Source organism: Alkalihalobacillus sp. BA299, from assembly GCF_017745675.1.
GTDB lineage: Bacteria > Bacillota > Bacilli > Bacillales > Bacillaceae_F > Alkalihalobacterium.
Genome location: NZ_JAFLJM010000004.1, coordinates 156,233 through 172,818, shown reverse-complemented (window position 1 = coordinate 172,818; position 16,586 = coordinate 156,233). Strand labels below are relative to the sequence as shown.

Sequence of the window (16,586 nt, the reverse complement as noted above, 5' to 3'; positions counted from 1 at the left end):
GGCGACGCTAGTTTGACCTAAGACATCGTATTTATGAGATTAGATGGACGCCCGTCTAATTTATCGGACTATTAAAGTCAGGCTTTCTCCTATGTCTTAACTTCGACAATTAGACAACGATGTTGAAGCGGAGTACTTACGGCGATATGCCGAGTTTTTCTAACGATTTGATCGAGGAGGGTTCACTCATGTCACAAACAGATAACTTAAATTATCGTGAAATTATTACGAAGGCGGTTTGTGGTAAGGGAAGAAAGTTTACTCAAGCTAGTCATACAGTAAGCCCTTCCCAAAAGCCTACGAGTATCCTTGGTTGTTGGATCATTAACCATAGGTACGAAGCAGCTAAAAAAGGTGATGCGGTAGAAGTGCAAGGAAGCTACGACATTAACGTTTGGTACTCGCATCAAAATAACACAAAGACAGAGGTAGCCACTGAAACGGTCACGTACACGGACGTTGTTCCACTGCAAGTGAAAGATGACAACATTTTATCTGATGACGTTCAAGTGATAGCGAAAGCTGTTCAACAGCCAAATACGCTTGAAGCAACAATTTCCCCAAATGGTTCAAGCGTAGTCGTTCAAGTAGAAAGGGAATTCTTGACTGAAGTAATTGGTGAAACGAAAATTCACGTCGCTGTTCATCCTGATGGGACGATTGCTGAATTAGATCCTTCAATGTTTGAAGAAGAAGTCACTGATGAAGAGTTTGAAGACTTAGACCCTAACTTTATGATGGGCGATACAGAAGAATAGTTGATAGCTTGGTGTCAGGCCACTTTAATGGAGTAAAGGTGCCTGACACCTCTTTGTGTAGTGTGGTATAATGATAGTCGTAAAATGTAGAACTTTGGGGGATTACAATGGCACAGCATACGCCGATGATACAGCAATACTTAGGAATTAAGGCACAATATAAAGATGCCTTTTTATTTTTTCGTTTAGGAGATTTTTACGAATTATTCTTTGAAGATGCGAAGCTTGCAGCCAAAGAATTAGAAATTACTTTAACAGGTAGAGGTAGTGATAAAGACCGGATTCCGATGTGTGGAGTACCCTATCACTCTGTTGAACAATATATTACTCAATTAATAGAAAAAGGTTATAAAATTGCTATTTGTGAACAAGTCGAAGATCCAAGAGAAGCAAAAGGTGTTGTTAAGCGCGAAGTCGTCAAGTTAATTACTCCAGGAACGGTAATGGACGGCAAAACAATTGCAGATAAAGAAAACAACTATATTACATCTGTTACAGATTTTAAGGAAGATCAATTTGGTTTTGTACGAACCGATTTAACAACGGGGGAAAGTGCTGTTACTGTAATAACAGGTGGTATTGATGAGGTGATTTTTGAACTTGTCTCATCAGGGGCAAAGGAAGTAATCGTTTCTCCAGAATTTGATTCAGCATTTCTTGAGATGTTCAAGCAACGTTTAGCGATAACGATTTCTTTTGAAACAAATGAGGTTATGCCTGAATATTTTCACCCCCTTTGTGATGGACTTCAACAAGAACGACTAATTTCAACCGTAGCTAGACTCTATAATTATTTAGTTAGAACACAGCGTAGATCACTTGATCATTTGCAAAAAGTTCAATACTATACGGCTAGCCAGTATATGAAAGTTGACTATTATTCAAAGAGAAACCTTGAATTGATTGAAACGATACGTGAGAAAAAGAAAAAAGGGTCATTGCTTTGGATTGTTGATGCAACTGTAACGGCGATGGGAGCAAGATTATTAAAAAAATGGTTAGAACGACCATTAATTGATCAAAGTGAAATTGAAGAACGATTAACAGTAGTGGAAACATTTATTGATCAGTTTTTCTCGAGGGAAGAATTGCGAGAAGCATTGACAGAAGTATATGATTTAGAACGGTTAGCTGGTAAAGTAGCTTACGGAAATGTTAATGCAAGAGAATTAGTACAATTACGCAGGTCTCTTCAACAAGTTCCGAAAATTGTTCAAATCGTTAAAGAGCTCCAGGTTCCCTTAGTTGACCGATTAATTCATAGTATTGATCATTGTGAGGAATTATTAGATCTATTAGAAACGAGTATTGTCGACGACCCACCTTTATCAGTTAAAGATGGCGGGATGATTAAAGCAGGCTTTAGCAGTGACCTAGACCATTACCGAGATGCAAGTTTAAACGGGAAAACATGGATCGCTTCCCTTGAGCAAAAAGAACGTCAGGAAACTGGAATTAAATCGCTTAAGATCGGTTATAACAAAGTGTTTGGCTATTATATCGAAGTAACAAAAGCTAATATCGCAAACCTTCCTGAAGGGCGTTACGAAAGAAAACAAACGCTAGCCAATGCTGAACGTTATATCACGCCTGAATTAAAAGAAAAAGAAACACTCATTTTAGAGGCGGAAGAAAAAATTGAACAACTTGAATACGACCTATTTCAAACGATTCGTGAACAAGTAAAAAGTTACATTCGCCAACTACAGCAACTTGCAAAAACGATAAGTACATTAGATGTATTACAAAGCTTTGCAACAATTAGTAATGAACAACATTTTGTACGTCCGCATTTTACGAGCGACCGAGAAATCCATATTGAAAATGGTAGGCATCCTGTTGTTGAAAAAATGATTGACCGTGGCCAATACGTTTCAAACGACGTCGTTATGAATCGAGAACGGGAAATATTATTAATTACTGGACCGAATATGGCTGGTAAGAGTACGTATATGAGACAGTTAGCATTAACTTCAATTATGGCCCAAGTTGGTTGTTTTGTACCAGCAACGAGTGCATCTCTTCCTTTATTTGATCAAATTTTTACAAGAATTGGTGCGGCAGATGATTTAGCAAGTGGACAAAGTACGTTTATGGTAGAAATGTTAGAGACGAAACATGCCTTAACGAATGCGACCGAAAATAGCTTGATTTTATTAGATGAGATTGGCAGAGGGACATCAACCTATGATGGAATGGCGCTTGCTCAAGCGATTGTTGAATATATTCACGAGAATATTGGTGCGAAAACTCTTTTTTCTACTCACTATCATGAACTTACTGCACTTGAACAACAATTAGAGAGACTAAAGAATGTACACGTTTCTGCCATAGAGGAAGATGGAAAAGTTGTATTTTTACACAAAGTTGTCGATGGACAAGCCGATCGAAGCTACGGGATATATGTAGCACAATTAGCTGAGCTTCCTGAACATGTCATCGTCCGCGCTGATGAAATTTTACATCAATTAGAGGGAGATCAGAAAGAAGAAGGAACAGTGGAAAACACAAAAAATGTAGAGCCAGAGGAGCAACCAATACAATTATCTCTATTTGGTGAAGAAGAGAAACAGCCTAAAAAAGTGCATGTTAGTCCGGTTGAAAACGTCATAATTAAAGATCTCAAAAAATTAGACATCTTGAACATAACACCACTAGAAGCGTTGCAAATGCTAAATGAAATACAACTAAAATTAAGAAAGTAAATGGGAGGGTCGTGAAGCCGTGGGGAAGATTGTAAAATTAGATGAACAGCTTTCAAATAAAATTGCTGCAGGAGAAGTGGTGGAACGCCCCGCTTCAATCGTTAAAGAATTAGTAGAAAATGCAATAGATGCGAATAGTACTCAGATTGTCATTGAAGTTGAAGAAGGCGGACTGTCAAAAATAAAAATACTTGATAATGGTGACGGTATTTTAGAAGAAGACGTTGAAACTGCATTTTATCGTCATGCCACAAGTAAAATAAAGACTGATAAAGATCTATTTCATATTATGACGCTAGGCTTTCGTGGAGAAGCACTACCAAGTATCGCTTCTGTATCATACCTTGAGTTAAATACGAGTACAGGAGACGGAGCAGGGACAAGCATTCAATTAGAAGGCGGAAAAATTATTTCGAAACAGGCCACTAGTAGTAGAAAAGGTACCGAAGTAACGATTACCAACCTTTTTTACAATACACCTGCAAGGCTGAAGTATTTAAAAACCGTTCATACAGAATTAGGGAATATTAGTGATATTGTAAACCGAATTGCTTTAGCCCATCCAGACATTTCATTTCAGCTTTTTCATAACGGGAAGAAAATGTTGCAAACAAATGGAAATGGAAATCAGCTACAAGTACTCCATTCGATTTATGGTGCTGCAGTAGCCAAACAAATGCTACCAATTGAATTAGAGACGATCGACTTTCAAGTGACAGGTTTTATCGTAAAGCCTGAAGTAACTAGAGCATCAAGGCAATATATGTCTACGTTTGTGAACGGTAGGTATATTAAAAATTATTCTTTAGCTAGAGCAATACAAGAGGGCTATCACACTTTGCTTCCAATTGGACGTTACCCAATTGTTGTTTTAAACATTGTAATGGACCCACTATTAATTGATGTAAATGTTCATCCTGCCAAACTAGAGGTGCGATTAAGTAAAGAGGAAGAGCTGACAACTCTAGTAAAAGAAGGAATTCAAAATGCGTTTAAAAAAACTCAACTGATTCCTGAAATAGTTCGCGAAAAAAAAGCACTACCGAAATCAGATCAAATTTCATTTCAGCTAACTCATGATGAGCAACAAACAATAAAGGAATATCGACCATCTAGCCCTACGTTTACTGTAAACAATCAATCGATTCAATCTGAAAAATCTAAAAATGAGATATTTCCTCATGACGATGTATATGAATCTATGATTAGTGAACCGAAGGAAACTAAAGATCAAGATGTTGATGTAATAGAAGAAAAAGTACAAGAACAAAATATAAAAGAGGTTACGTCACATGGCCGTGTCCCTACTCTCTATCCAATTGGGCAAATGCACGGAACTTACATTCTTGCTCAAAATGAAAAAGGACTATACATTATTGACCAACATGCTGCTCAAGAAAGAATTAAATATGAGTATTTCAAAGAGAAAGTAGGGCAAGTTTCACCAGAGCTTCAAGACTTACTCGTTCCTATTACACTCGAATGTACGGCGAGTGAGTATATGACTTTAACAGAATACGCTGATGAATTAAAGGAAGTTGGACTTTTTCTAGAACCTTTCGGACCGCAAACGTTTATGATTCGCTCATACCCTACATGGCTACCAAAAGGATTAGAAGGTGAAACATTAAGAGAAATGATCGATGAAGTTCTCTCAAAGAAAAAAATAGATATTAAAAAACTACGCGAAGAAGCAGCGATTTTAATGTCTTGTAAAGCAGCTATCAAAGCAAATCGACATTTAAGAACAGATGAGCAGTTTGCGCTATTAGAAAGCTTACGTAAATGTATTGATCCATTTACTTGCCCGCATGGTCGACCAATTATTATTCATTATTCGACTTACGAAATGGAGAAGATGTTTAAACGGATTATGTAAATGTCATAAAACGGTGATTACTATTTCATCATACTGGTTATAATAAAAGATGGCTTATCTACTAATAAGTTGCCAATGGGTTGAAAAAAGTCTATAATATGGAAGCATTATATGACGTGGAGAGATACTGTGTATATTACAACAGCCTTAAAGCATAATCGCCAATTAGTAGAACAGTCCAAAAAAATAAGTTTCGAATTACGTGCACCATTTATTCACAGAAATGACAGGCCAATTGAGAAGATGATAGAAGAGCTTCAAGAAGACATACTCGTTGTCGGAAAAGAGAAGCTCTTCTATTACTCAACATATTCAAGTGACCCTTTCTTTTTCCATCCAAATTCAGCAATGTTTCGTTTTAAGCGATTGCAAAATGACGGATATGACCCATACATAGAAGCATCTCAGTTACAACAAGGGATGTCTGTATTAGATTGTACTTTAGGCCTTGCTTCGGATGCGATAATTGCTAAAGCAGTAGTGGGCTCGAATGGAAAAGTAGTTGGGATTGAAGAGAGTGGTGCGATAGCCTATATCGTAAAAGAAGGTTTGAAACAATGGGATTCTGGAAATAAATTATTCAATCAAGCAATGCGTTCGATACAGGTAATCAATGGAAGTCACCTAGAGGTTCTACGTAGTTTAGAAGATAATAGTTACGATATTGTTTATTTTGATCCAATGTTCGAAGCGGACCTTCAAACTTCTCAAGGCATAACTCCTTTAAAGGAGTTAGCTATGTACCATACATTATCAGAAGAAGCCATAATAGAAGCTAAGCGAGTTGCAAAGCGACGTATCGTGTTAAAAGACTACTGGAAAAGTGATCGGTTTGCTACCTTTGATTTTGCTGTTATGAAGAGGAAAACGGCAAAATTTCATTTTGGATATATAGAGTTAGACAATCACGATAAAGAAATGTAAAGGATACAAAGGGTGGTGTAATGAAGGAGAAGCTTGTAGTTATTGTTGGTCCGACAGCGGTTGGGAAAACTAAAATGGGAATTGAGTTATCGAAAAGGTTAGATGGCGAAGTGATTAGTGGTGACTCGATGCAAGTATACAAAAGAATGGACATCGGTACTGCCAAAGTAACTAAAGAAGAAATGGAAGGTATTCCACATCACTTAATTGATATTAAAGAACCTGATGAGCCATTCTCAGTTGCGGAATTTCAGAGCCTTGTACAGCCGCTTATTAGCTTGTTAAATAAAAAAGGGAAGTTACCTTTTATTGTTGGAGGCACTGGATTATACATTAATTCAGTCATTCATAATTTTAATTTTGCTGAAATGTCTACAGATTTACCATTTCGTGAAGAGATGGAACAGTTTGTAAAAGAGCATGGTGTCGATCAACTCCACCATAAATTAAAAGATGTTGACCCGGTAAGTTATGCTACAATTCACCCGAACAATTATCGAAGAGTCATTCGGGCATTAGAAGTAATTAAACGAACGGGAAAGACGTTATCTGAATATCAGCAATCTCAAAATGAGGAAGCGCCATATGATTTCGTCTTCGTTGGTTTAACGATGGATCGCGATCAATTATATGAACGAATCAATAAAAGAGTTGATATTATGATTGATCAAGGTTTGTTTGAAGAAGCAAAACGATTATATGATCAAGGGATTAGGGGTTGCCAATCAGTTCAAGCAATCGGTTATAAAGAAATATATGATTACATAGAAGGTAAAGTTACTAGGGAGGAAGCGATTGAACTCCTTAAACGGAACTCGAGACGGTATGCGAAACGACAATTTACATGGTTTCGTAACAAAGCAAATGTTCATTGGTTCGACATGACCAATACAAACTTTAATAAAAAGATTACAGAAATTCAACAATTTATAGAAGGAAAGCTTTATAATTATAGCGAAATTAATTAACAGTACATAGAAGGGGGACTAATAAATGAAGCAATCCGTTAATATTCAAGACCAATTCCTAAATCAACTACGCAAGGATAATATTGCAGTTACTGTTTTCTTATTAAACGGTTTCCAATTACGTGGATTAATTAAAGCTTTTGATAATTTCACAATTATCCTCGAGAGTGAAGGAAAACAGCAACTTGTTTATAAACATGCTATTTCTACATTTGCTCCACAGCGTAATGTTCAAGTGAATATTGATCCAGAGCAAGCATAACTAATGGGATTGGTAAGGGTGACTCCATGTGCAAGTGTATCTTATAATCGTGATATTTTTATTTAAATATCGACGGGGGTATCTTGCGCAATGCGAGTTACCCTTTTTTCTTTTTTAGCTTATGTAGCTAACTCAATTACTATTATTAATAAAATTTTATAGGCATTTGTCACAATAATTAGGCATTTGCGTATAGTATTGTAACCGATTGTATATAGAGGGGTGAAACAATGAAAGATACAACAGTTACCCGCTCAAAAGGACAGATTAATGTTGTCCTGAACCGTGAAAAAACAAGAGAGCAAGTAAATATATCTTTAAAAGAAAAATCGTTCGAAAATACATTGCTAGAAAATCATGAAGTACTTGCACGAATGGAAAAAGAATTATCATCATTAGTCGGATTACATGATGTGAAAAGTTTATTAAAAGAAGTATATGCGTGGCTGTACATTAATAATTGTCGTAAAGAAAATGGTTTGAAAAGTTCAAAACAATCATTGCATATGATATTTAAAGGAAATCCTGGTACTGGTAAGACGACAGTCGCTCGTTTAATTGCCAAATTGTTTCATGAAATGGAAGTTTTATCGAAAGGTCATTTAATTGAAGTAGAAAGAGCAGATTTAGTAGGCGAATATATTGGACATACCGCACAAAAAACGAGAGAAGTGTTAAAGAAAGCGCTTGGTGGTGTTCTCTTTATCGATGAAGCGTATTCGTTAGCACGAGGTGGCGAAAAAGATTTTGGAAAAGAAGCAATTGATACTCTTGTAAAAGCAATGGAAGATCAACAGCATGATTTTATATTAATCCTTGCTGGATACGGAAGAGAAATGGATTACTTCTTATCACTAAATCCAGGTCTTCCTTCACGCTTTCCGATAACTATTCCGTTTGAGGACTATACGACAGAAGAGTTAATGGAAATAAGCCAAATTATGTTAGCTGAAAGAGAGTATCAACTCTCAAGACAAGGGGAACAAAAAATTCGGGAATATTTAAGAAAAATAAAAGGCGAGTACGGGAGAACCTTCAGTAATGGAAGATTTGTACGTAACTTAATTGAGCAAGCAATTCGCACGCAGGCTGTTCGTCTACTTTTTGAAGGTAAGTATGATCGCCAGTCACTCTCTACACTTAAGGCTGAAGATTTTGACTTTGAAAAGTCAAGAGTTCAACCGTTTTCTTGACAATTAATAGATCAATGTGTAATATCTTCAAGACGGAATAGATAATAGAGGTTGTGAATTCATATTGCGAGAAGTAAAAAGTGAAACACAAGAACGTGTCATTTTAGCTGGATGTCAAACAAAAGATCGAACGGATGATCATTTTTTATATTCGATGGAAGAGTTGAAGGCTTTGACAACAACTGCTCAAGGAGTAGTTGTTGCGACAGTTGAGCAAAAGAAAGTATCAATTGACCCTGCGACATATTTAGGTCGGGGAAAAATTGAAGAGCTTTCATTATTAATAGAGGAAAAAGAAGCAGATGTTATCATTTTTAATGATGAACTATCAGCTGGTCAAATTCGAAACATCTCTTCAATTTGTGGAGATTCTGTGCGTGTAATCGACCGCACGCAGCTCATTTTAGATATATTTGCGCAAAGGGCGCAATCTAAAGAGGGTAAGCTCCAAGTAGAGCTTGCCCAATTAAATTATCTCCTGCCTCGTTTGATGGGAAGAGGATTAGCGTTATCGCGGCTAGGTGGAGGAATTGGTACACGTGGACCAGGTGAAACTCAATTAGAAACCGATCGAAGACATATCCGGCGTCGTATGGATGAGATTAAAGAACAATTAGCAACCATTGTTCAACATCGTAAGCAATATCGTGAGCGCAGAAAAGAAAATCAAGTATTACAAATTGCGCTAGTTGGTTATACAAATGCTGGAAAGTCAACGATTCTTAATCGCTTAACAGCTGCTGATACATTAGAGCAAAACTTGTTATTTGCGACTTTAGATCCGACTACAAGAAAATTTAAGCTTCCAAGTGGATTAAATGTGTTATTATCGGATACGGTTGGGTTTATCCAAGATTTACCGACAACTTTAATTGCAGCTTTTCGCTCCACACTAGAGGAAGTTCGCGAAGCAGATCTCATATTACATATTATTGACGCATCGCATAAAAATTTTATTGAGCATCAAAAAACGGTATTGAGTCTATTAGAAGACCTGGAAGTTAATGAAATCCCCATGTTAACAGTATATAATAAGGCTGATTTAATAGAGGACCAAGAAAGAGTCATTGTACATTCATCTGAAATTTTAATATCAGCTAAAGAGCATGAACACCTTAAACGTTTATCGGAAAAAATGGAAGGTCTACTTAAGAAAGATATGGTCTATTATAAAGCACAAATCCTCTCCACAGAGGGGAAGCTATTATCAAAAGTAAAAACGGAAACGATCCTTATTAGACAAAGCTGGAATGAAGATGTAGAAGCATATGAATGTGAGGGGTATGTTCACCCTAACCATTCCTTAGCATATCAACTAAAAAAACGATAAACTTAACAAGGAGTAGGGAGAATATTTATGTACGAACAATTCTCATTTGGGCAGCACTTACAATCTATTGTAGAGCAGACAGAACAGAAATTAAAAAATCGCTTTGATGAAATCGAGCAAATAACAGAGACAAACCAACTTCGAGTTTTACAAGCCTTTCAGAAATTTCAAGTAGCTGACTTTCATTTTACACCATCTACTGGTTATGGTTATGATGATACAGGGCGAGATACGCTTGAAGCGATCTATGCTGATGTATTTGGAGCTGAAGCAGGGTTAGTACGCCCACAAATCATTTCTGGTACACACGCCATTGCTACTGCGTTATTTGGGGTGCTACGACCTGGAGATGAATTGATATATATGACTGGTAAGCCTTATGACACACTAGAAGAAGTAGTAGGGATTCGGGGGGATGGAAACGGTTCTTTAAAGGATTTCCAAGTTTCATATAATGCAATCCCATTGTCAGAGAGTGGAGCAGTTGATTTTTTAGCAGTTGAACAAGCGATAACAGAGAAGACGAAGGTGATCGGAATTCAACGTTCCAAAGGTTATGATAACAGACCGTCATTTACAATTGAACAAATTGAAGAGATGATTCGTTTCGTAAAAGAAATTAAAAAAGATGTAATCGTTTTTGTAGATAATTGCTACGGTGAATTTGTAGAACTAAAAGAACCTTGTCATGTAGGGGCAGACTTAATGGCGGGCTCACTGATTAAAAATCCTGGTGGTGGAATTGTAAAAACAGGTGGATATTTAGTAGGGAAAAAAGAGTTAATTGAATTAGCGTCTTATAGACTAGCTGCACCGGGTATTGGAGCAGAAGGGGGGGCCTCTTTATACAGTTTACTTGAAATGTACCAAGGTTTTTTCTTGGCACCACATACAGTTGCCCAAGCATTAAAAGGAGCCCATTTTACAGCTGCATTTCTTGAAAATCTCGGGATGAATACGGCTCCAGCTTGGGACGAAAAACGGACCGATTTAATTCAATCGGTACAATTTAATAATCGTGATAAAATGGTTGCTTTTTGCCAGGCCATCCAACAAGCATCTCCAATTAATTCACATGTAGTACCTCAACCAAGTCCAATGCCAGGCTATGAAGATGACGTTATCATGGCGGCTGGAACGTTTATTCAAGGAGCGAGTATAGAATTAACCGCGGATGGTCCGCTTCGCGCGCCTTATGTAGCTTTTGTACAAGGGGGGTTAACATACTCTCACGTAAAAATCGCAGTAATCCAAGCGGTAAATCATTTACTAGAAAAAAACCATTTTTCAATATAAATATAGTGATTTACAAAGTAAAAGGATATTGGTAAATTCACAGATATTAAATAATGATGAGCTTAGGTTTGTACCTAAGTTCTTTTTAATATTAAAATAAATTAAAAAAATGGATTATTGTTTACATATTCCTACTTGTATTTAACAAAACTTGTAGGTGTTACCAAGGAAAATTCAATTTTTATAAACTGTTCGAAAAAAGTCATAATTTGAACGTATTCAATGTGAACTTTTCTGACATAGGTTGACACCAATGCTATCATCAATTATTCTTATAGTAGGTTCTAGTGAAGGGGGGTCCGGTTATGAACGATGAAATTCGTCGAAATATGCCATTGTTTCCAATTGGAATTGTGAAGCAGCTAACAGAGTTGTCAGCAAGACAAATTCGTTATTATGAAGAGCATCAACTTGTTCACCCTGTGAGAACTAATGGTAATCAAAGGTTATTTTCATTTAATGATGTTGACAGGCTTTTAGAAATCAAAGCACTGATTGAACAAGGTATAAATATTTCAGGAATCAAGAAAATTCTTGAACTAAATGAAAAGGCTGTTGAGATAACCGGTTTAGCTCACTCACATGAACAAATTGAGATTTCAGACAAAGAACTTCGTAAACATTTAAAAAATGAACTGATAATGGCTGGTCGAAATGGGAAAGCTTCTATTATACAGGGGCAACTTTCACGCTTCTTCCACTAAAATCAATTCTTTTGATAAATTTCGAAAGGGGAATACATATTATGGCTAAATTTAGTAAAGATGATATTCTAAGAGTTGCAAATGAGGAAAATGTTCGATTTATTCGTCTACAATTTTCAGATCTAATGGGTATTATCAAAAATGTTGAAATTCCAGTTGATCAACTTCCAAAAGCATTAAGTAACCAAATGATGTTTGACGGTTCATCTATTGAAGGTTTTGTGCGTATAGAAGAATCAGATATGTATCTGTATCCAGATCTCGATACATGGGTGATTTTCCCATGGACCTCTGAAAAAGGTAAAGTGGCTCGTTTAATTTGTGATGTATACCAACCAGGAAAGCCAGGCGAAGCTCCAACGCCGTTTGCTGGTGACCCTCGTGGAATCTTGAAGCGTGTACTAAAAGAAGCAGAGGAATTAGGTTTTACATCATTTAACATTGGGCCAGAACCAGAATTTTTCCTTTTTAAAAATGATGAAAAAGGTGAACCAACATTAGAATTAAACGATAAAGGCGGATATTTTGATTTAGCACCGACAGATTTAGGTGAAAACTGCCGCCGTGATATCGTTCTTGAGTTAGAAGAAATGGGATTTGAAATTGAGGCATCTCACCATGAGGTTGCTCCAGGACAGCATGAAATTGACTTCAAATATGCTGATGCGGTTAAAGCGTGTGATGATATTCAAACGTTTAAACTTGTTGTTAAAACGATTGCTCGTAAGCATGGGTTACATGCAACATTTATGCCGAAACCATTATTTGGTGTAAATGGTTCAGGGATGCATTGTAATATGTCATTATTCACAGCAGAAGGAAATGCGTTCTTTGATGAGTCTACAGATTCACAGTTAAGTGAAACGGCAATGCAATTCTTAGCAGGTATTTTAGCGCATGCCGAAGGATTCACAGCAATTACTAACCCTCTTGTAAACTCTTATAAGCGTTTAGTACCAGGTTATGAAGCACCGGTATATGTAGCATGGTCTATGCGTAATCGTAGTCCATTAATTCGTATCCCTAATTCGCGCGGTTTAAGTACTCGTGTAGAAGTACGTTCTCCAGACCCTGCGGCTAACCCGTATTTAGCAATGGCTGTAATGTTAGCTGCTGGACTTGACGGAATTAAACGTAAATTAACACCACCAAAAGCTACAGACCGTAATATCTATATCATGAGCAAAGAAGAGCGTGAAGAAGAAGGAATTAAAGATTTACCAGCAACATTAAAGCAAGCGATGGATAAGCTTGTAAAAGATGAAGTGCTAGTCAAAGCATTAGGTGAGCATGCCGTAGAACACTTTGTTGAGGCAAAAGAAATCGAATGGGATATGTTCCGTACACAAGTTCATCCTTGGGAGCGCGAGCAGTACCTTTCACTATATTAATGAAAAAAAAGGGACACTTAAGGTGTCTCCTTTTCGTTATAATTGGATTTGTTATTATATCGAAAAGGTAAAAATACCCCAAGTTTGGGGTATTTTTTAATGGATCGTTCTAAAAACTCCAATTACTTTTCCGAGGATGGTACAACTTTTTAGAATAATTGGTTCCATAGTCGAATTTTCTGGTTGAAGACGGATATAGTCTTTTTCTCTAAAGAATCGCTTGACAGTTGCTTCATCCTCTTCAGTCATTGCGACAATAATATCTCCATTATTTGCAGTTTGTTGCTGACGTACAATGACCATATCTCCATCGAATATCCCTGCCTCTATCATACTATCTCCATCAATAATAAGCACATAGACAGAGTCATTTGAAACTAACCGTTCAGGTAATGGAATATACTCTTCAACGTTTTCAATCGCAGTGATTGGCTGTCCAGCGGTTACTTTACCAATGACCGGAACAAATGCAGTTCTAGTGTCTATCCCTTGTTCAGCTTCTATTTCTTCCTGATCAATAATTTCGATAGCTCTTGGCTTAGTAGGGTCTCGACGAATTAGTCCCTTTTTTTCAAGTCGTGACAAATGTCCATGAACAGTTGAACTTGATGCCAGCCCAACAGCCTCACCAATTTCCCGAACAGATGGTGGATAGCCTTTTTTTCGTACTTCAGTTTTAATATAATCTAAGATTTCTTGTTGTCTTTTTGATAATTTTGTCATCACTGACACCTCATTTATCCAATTAATCTTAATTAAAGTATATCATGTCAAAAAAAGGGATGCAAACATAAGTTCTAATTTGATATTGACACGAATGGGTGTTCTTATTTAAAATGATAGATAAGAACATACATTCCTACGAGGTGATTAGTAATGAAAGTAATAAATTTAACTCGACAAGAAATAACTTTAGTAATTATATTTATATTTTCAATTGTTTTTTTGGCATTTATGACAGTTGTTGGGGCAGAAAAGCAAGGTTTAGCTGAACCTATTGAAGTTGTCGTTAAGGAAGGAGATACGATTTGGGGCTTTGCAACTAACTATGATCATCCATTCTCGGTTGATGAGTTTATACAATGGGTGATCCAAGCGAATGAAATGGAAGAAAGTAATTTAATCGCTGGACAAACTTTAATCATACCGGTAGAAAAAAGTAGTAGGTGAATTAAGTGAATAAAGCAGTTATTTACTGTAGGGTGAGTACAAATAATGATGAACAAACATCTTCATTGAATCGACAGGCTGAGGAGCTGTTAGAATTAGCTAACCAATTACAACTTGATGTAATAAAAGTCATAAAAGAACGACAAAGTGGCTTTGAAAACGATAGAGAGGGTATTATTGAAGTATTAGAATTACTTAGAAATGATGTCGATGTACTTCTCATCCAAGATGATACACGACTTGGCAGAGGTCACACGAAAACAGCATTACTATATCAAATTAGAAAGATGAATAAAAAGGTTTATACCTTAGCGAATTTTGGGAACGAGCTAGAGCCCACTGAAATGGATACGATACTAATGGATATTATTAGTATTGTCGAAGAGTATCAACGGAAATTACATAATTTAAAAATTAAAAGAGGTATGAAGAAAGCTATAAAAAACGGATTTCAGCCAGAAAACAATTTATCCAAGCATCAATTAGGTGGAAGAAAAAGAAAAGACTTGCCTATCGATGAAATTCTTAGACTGAGAGAGAAAGGACTTACGTTTTCTGAGATTAGTAGTTTTTTAAATGGGATCGGTTATGATACATCAAAAGCAACTGTTAATCGACGCTATTTAGAATACGTTGAAAAAAGAAAAAAGCAACAAAGTTGATCAACACTAGTTGACATGTTTATCCTAGAAGAAATGGGTGGTCTTTAGGAATTCAATATGACTAATGCAGAACTGTTACAGCATTTCTATTGAAGTTTGAAAATAGAGAGTATATATGGAGAGAGGCTAACATAAAGCAATTAATTAGTTAGCCTCTCTTTGTTTAACTATAATGGTGTCGGTCCTGGAACTCCACCAAATACAAATAAAACTATAATGATCAACAGAATAAATAGTAAGAACACAAATAGGTTGAAGCTAGAATTAGCACCTTTTTTTGTAACCGAATGATATAAACTTCACCTCCACTATATATGAATTGATGAAATCTCACAGTATAAAGTACGTCTTTAAGGTTAAGTTGAATATGCTACCCTATAGTAGTTACAGATATTAATGAATTCTAGTTTTTCTCAAAATAACTATTACTATTTTGGACGAAAAATGAGGTAAACTTTGTCACCTCATTTTTCCGATAATTAAAAAGTAACTACCATACTCTATTACCAATTTATTGATGTATACAAAGAAAATTCAAAAAACTCAGACTTGACAACTAGTGGAGGAGTTTGGTTACAGCAAATGACTAATAATATAGCAAGTAATCCCAATTTAAAAGAGGCAATTAATGAAAAAGTGCAAAATAAATCAAATGAAGCAACTGAAACTACCATTGAGCACTCCGCTAATTTGGATGAGGTTTTAAAAACGATGACAGATAATCCAGAGTTAGTAAACAATATGTTTAAAGAAATGCTATCTATGTTCGATAAAAAATGATGTTATTAAAATAACAGTTTTATTACTAGTAAAAGGATGTCCTATCCCTAAACTAAGGACATCTTTTCTATTCAATTGAGGATACTACTAAAAATTATGATAAAATTTATTAAGTAGCACTTCGTAAATTTGGAATGTTGCTCATGATACAATAGAACTATGATACCAAAATTAAAAGGAGGTGTAGCCTGGGTACTAAATAATTGAGAAAGTGGAGAAAGCTCCAACTTCTTTTATGTATCATAGATTTTAGTATCTAGGAACTCAATGTTATCTAAAGAAAAAATTGCACGAATAAACGAACTTGCTAATCGTTCAAAGACAACAGGTCTAACTAAAAAAGAGGTTGAAGAACAAAAGAAATTACGAGCAGAGTATGTTAAAACATTTAGAACTTCGTTTAAAGAGCAACTTCATTCGGTTAAAGTTGTCGATGAAAAAGGTCAAGATGTGACCCCAAAAAAATTAAAAGATGCTAAAAAGGGGAACAAAGGGTTCCAACACTAGTAGGATAGGTTTACTTTTTATTGTAAATGCTATCTTTATTAGATAAAATTTACTTTG

The 16,586-nt window shown here is 36.0% G+C and carries 16 protein-coding genes; 15 read left to right on the top strand and 1 reads right to left on the bottom strand.

The features are described 5' to 3' along the window. The first annotated feature begins 188 nt into the window (after positions 1 to 188). The 11 genes from J0N78_RS06940 (at position 189) to glnA (ending at position 13,410) form a co-directional block, all read left to right on the top strand. Entirely contained in the window at positions 189 to 758 is a 570-nt protein-coding gene (locus J0N78_RS06940; RefSeq protein WP_209122305.1) for an outer spore coat protein CotE, read from the top strand. A 107-nt stretch (positions 759 to 865) separates the two neighbouring features. Further along, positions 866 to 3,463 (top strand): DNA mismatch repair protein MutS, encoded by a 2,598-nt coding sequence (gene mutS / locus J0N78_RS06935; protein ID WP_209122304.1) that lies wholly within the window; start codon positions 866 to 868, stop codon positions 3,461 to 3,463. 19 nt (positions 3,464 to 3,482) lie between these two features. Then, positions 3,483 to 5,342 (top strand): DNA mismatch repair endonuclease MutL, encoded by a 1,860-nt coding sequence (gene mutL / locus J0N78_RS06930; RefSeq protein WP_209122303.1) that lies wholly within the window; start codon positions 3,483 to 3,485, stop codon positions 5,340 to 5,342. A gap of 129 nt (positions 5,343 to 5,471) precedes the next feature. Next, positions 5,472 to 6,266 carry a class I SAM-dependent methyltransferase gene (locus J0N78_RS25735; RefSeq protein ID WP_209122302.1) on the top strand — a complete coding sequence of 265 codons (795 nt, stop codon included), beginning with the start codon at positions 5,472 to 5,474 and terminating at the stop codon, positions 6,264 to 6,266. Between the two features lie 20 nt (positions 6,267 to 6,286). Beyond that, on the top strand, positions 6,287 to 7,234 hold the full coding sequence (gene miaA, locus J0N78_RS06920) for a tRNA (adenosine(37)-N6)-dimethylallyltransferase MiaA (RefSeq protein WP_209122301.1): 948 nt from the start codon (positions 6,287 to 6,289) through the stop codon (positions 7,232 to 7,234). Between the two features lie 25 nt (positions 7,235 to 7,259). After that, entirely contained in the window at positions 7,260 to 7,496 is a 237-nt protein-coding gene (hfq, locus tag J0N78_RS06915; RefSeq protein ID WP_209122300.1) for an RNA chaperone Hfq, read from the top strand. 230 nt (positions 7,497 to 7,726) lie between these two features. After that, positions 7,727 to 8,689 (top strand): stage V sporulation protein K, encoded by a 963-nt coding sequence (gene spoVK / locus J0N78_RS06910; RefSeq protein WP_209122299.1) that lies wholly within the window; start codon positions 7,727 to 7,729, stop codon positions 8,687 to 8,689. Between the two features lie 64 nt (positions 8,690 to 8,753). Further along, entirely contained in the window at positions 8,754 to 10,019 is a 1,266-nt protein-coding gene (gene hflX, locus J0N78_RS06905) for a GTPase HflX (protein WP_209122298.1), read from the top strand. Positions 10,020 to 10,046: 27 nt separating this feature from the next. Next, complete coding sequence (locus J0N78_RS06900) at positions 10,047 to 11,315, top strand: methionine gamma-lyase family protein (RefSeq protein WP_209122297.1); 1,269 nt, start codon at positions 10,047 to 10,049, stop codon at positions 11,313 to 11,315. Between the two features lie 305 nt (positions 11,316 to 11,620). Further along, positions 11,621 to 12,019 (top strand): MerR family transcriptional regulator, encoded by a 399-nt coding sequence (locus J0N78_RS06895; RefSeq protein WP_209122296.1) that lies wholly within the window; start codon positions 11,621 to 11,623, stop codon positions 12,017 to 12,019. Between the two features lie 41 nt (positions 12,020 to 12,060). Further along, entirely contained in the window at positions 12,061 to 13,410 is a 1,350-nt protein-coding gene (gene glnA, locus J0N78_RS06890) for a type I glutamate--ammonia ligase (protein WP_209122295.1), read from the top strand. A gap of 96 nt (positions 13,411 to 13,506) precedes the next feature. On the opposite strand, the gene lexA is transcribed toward glnA, so the two are convergent. After that, positions 13,507 to 14,133: a transcriptional repressor LexA gene (gene lexA, locus J0N78_RS06885; RefSeq protein ID WP_209122294.1), complete on the bottom strand. Its 627-nt coding sequence runs from the start codon at positions 14,131 to 14,133 to the stop codon at positions 13,507 to 13,509. 153 nt (positions 14,134 to 14,286) lie between these two features. On the opposite strand from lexA, the gene yneA reads away from it, so the two are divergent. From yneA to J0N78_RS06865, 4 genes are all read left to right on the top strand, one after another. Further along, entirely contained in the window at positions 14,287 to 14,580 is a 294-nt protein-coding gene (gene yneA / locus J0N78_RS06880; RefSeq protein ID WP_209122293.1) for a cell division suppressor protein YneA, read from the top strand. Positions 14,581 to 14,585: 5 nt separating this feature from the next. Next, the gene (locus J0N78_RS06875) at positions 14,586 to 15,242 is read left to right on the top strand and encodes a YneB family resolvase-like protein (RefSeq protein ID WP_209122292.1); all 657 of its coding nucleotides are present in this window, start codon (positions 14,586 to 14,588) and stop codon (positions 15,240 to 15,242) included. A gap of 582 nt (positions 15,243 to 15,824) precedes the next feature. Then, positions 15,825 to 16,022, top strand: a complete 198-nt coding sequence (locus tag J0N78_RS06870; RefSeq protein WP_209122291.1) for a hypothetical protein — start codon at positions 15,825 to 15,827, stop codon at positions 16,020 to 16,022. Between the two features lie 267 nt (positions 16,023 to 16,289). Further along, positions 16,290 to 16,529, top strand: coding sequence for a DUF896 domain-containing protein (locus J0N78_RS06865; protein ID WP_209122290.1), 240 nt, complete (start codon positions 16,290 to 16,292; stop codon positions 16,527 to 16,529). The last annotated feature ends 57 nt before the right edge of the window (positions 16,530 to 16,586 follow it).

Excerpts from the sequence above, each read along its gene's own strand:
- J0N78_RS06940 (WP_209122305.1), top strand. The coding sequence starts at position 189 with ATGTCACAAACAGATAACTTAAATTATCGTGAAATTATTACGAAGGCG.
- mutS (WP_209122304.1), top strand. The coding sequence starts at position 866 with ATGGCACAGCATACGCCGATGATACAGCAATACTTAGGAATTAAGGCA.
- miaA (WP_209122301.1), top strand. The coding sequence starts at position 6,287 with ATGAAGGAGAAGCTTGTAGTTATTGTTGGTCCGACAGCGGTTGGGAAA.
- hfq (WP_209122300.1), top strand. The coding sequence starts at position 7,260 with ATGAAGCAATCCGTTAATATTCAAGACCAATTCCTAAATCAACTACGC.
- spoVK (WP_209122299.1), top strand. The coding sequence starts at position 7,727 with ATGAAAGATACAACAGTTACCCGCTCAAAAGGACAGATTAATGTTGTC.
- J0N78_RS06900 (WP_209122297.1), top strand. The coding sequence starts at position 10,047 with ATGTACGAACAATTCTCATTTGGGCAGCACTTACAATCTATTGTAGAG.
- J0N78_RS06895 (WP_209122296.1), top strand. The coding sequence starts at position 11,621 with ATGAACGATGAAATTCGTCGAAATATGCCATTGTTTCCAATTGGAATT.
- glnA (WP_209122295.1), top strand. The coding sequence starts at position 12,061 with ATGGCTAAATTTAGTAAAGATGATATTCTAAGAGTTGCAAATGAGGAA.
- lexA (WP_209122294.1), bottom strand. The coding sequence starts at position 14,133 with ATGACAAAATTATCAAAAAGACAACAAGAAATCTTAGATTATATTAAA.
- yneA (WP_209122293.1), top strand. The coding sequence starts at position 14,287 with ATGAAAGTAATAAATTTAACTCGACAAGAAATAACTTTAGTAATTATA.
- J0N78_RS06870 (WP_209122291.1), top strand. The coding sequence starts at position 15,825 with ATGACTAATAATATAGCAAGTAATCCCAATTTAAAAGAGGCAATTAAT.
- J0N78_RS06865 (WP_209122290.1), top strand. The coding sequence starts at position 16,290 with ATGTTATCTAAAGAAAAAATTGCACGAATAAACGAACTTGCTAATCGT.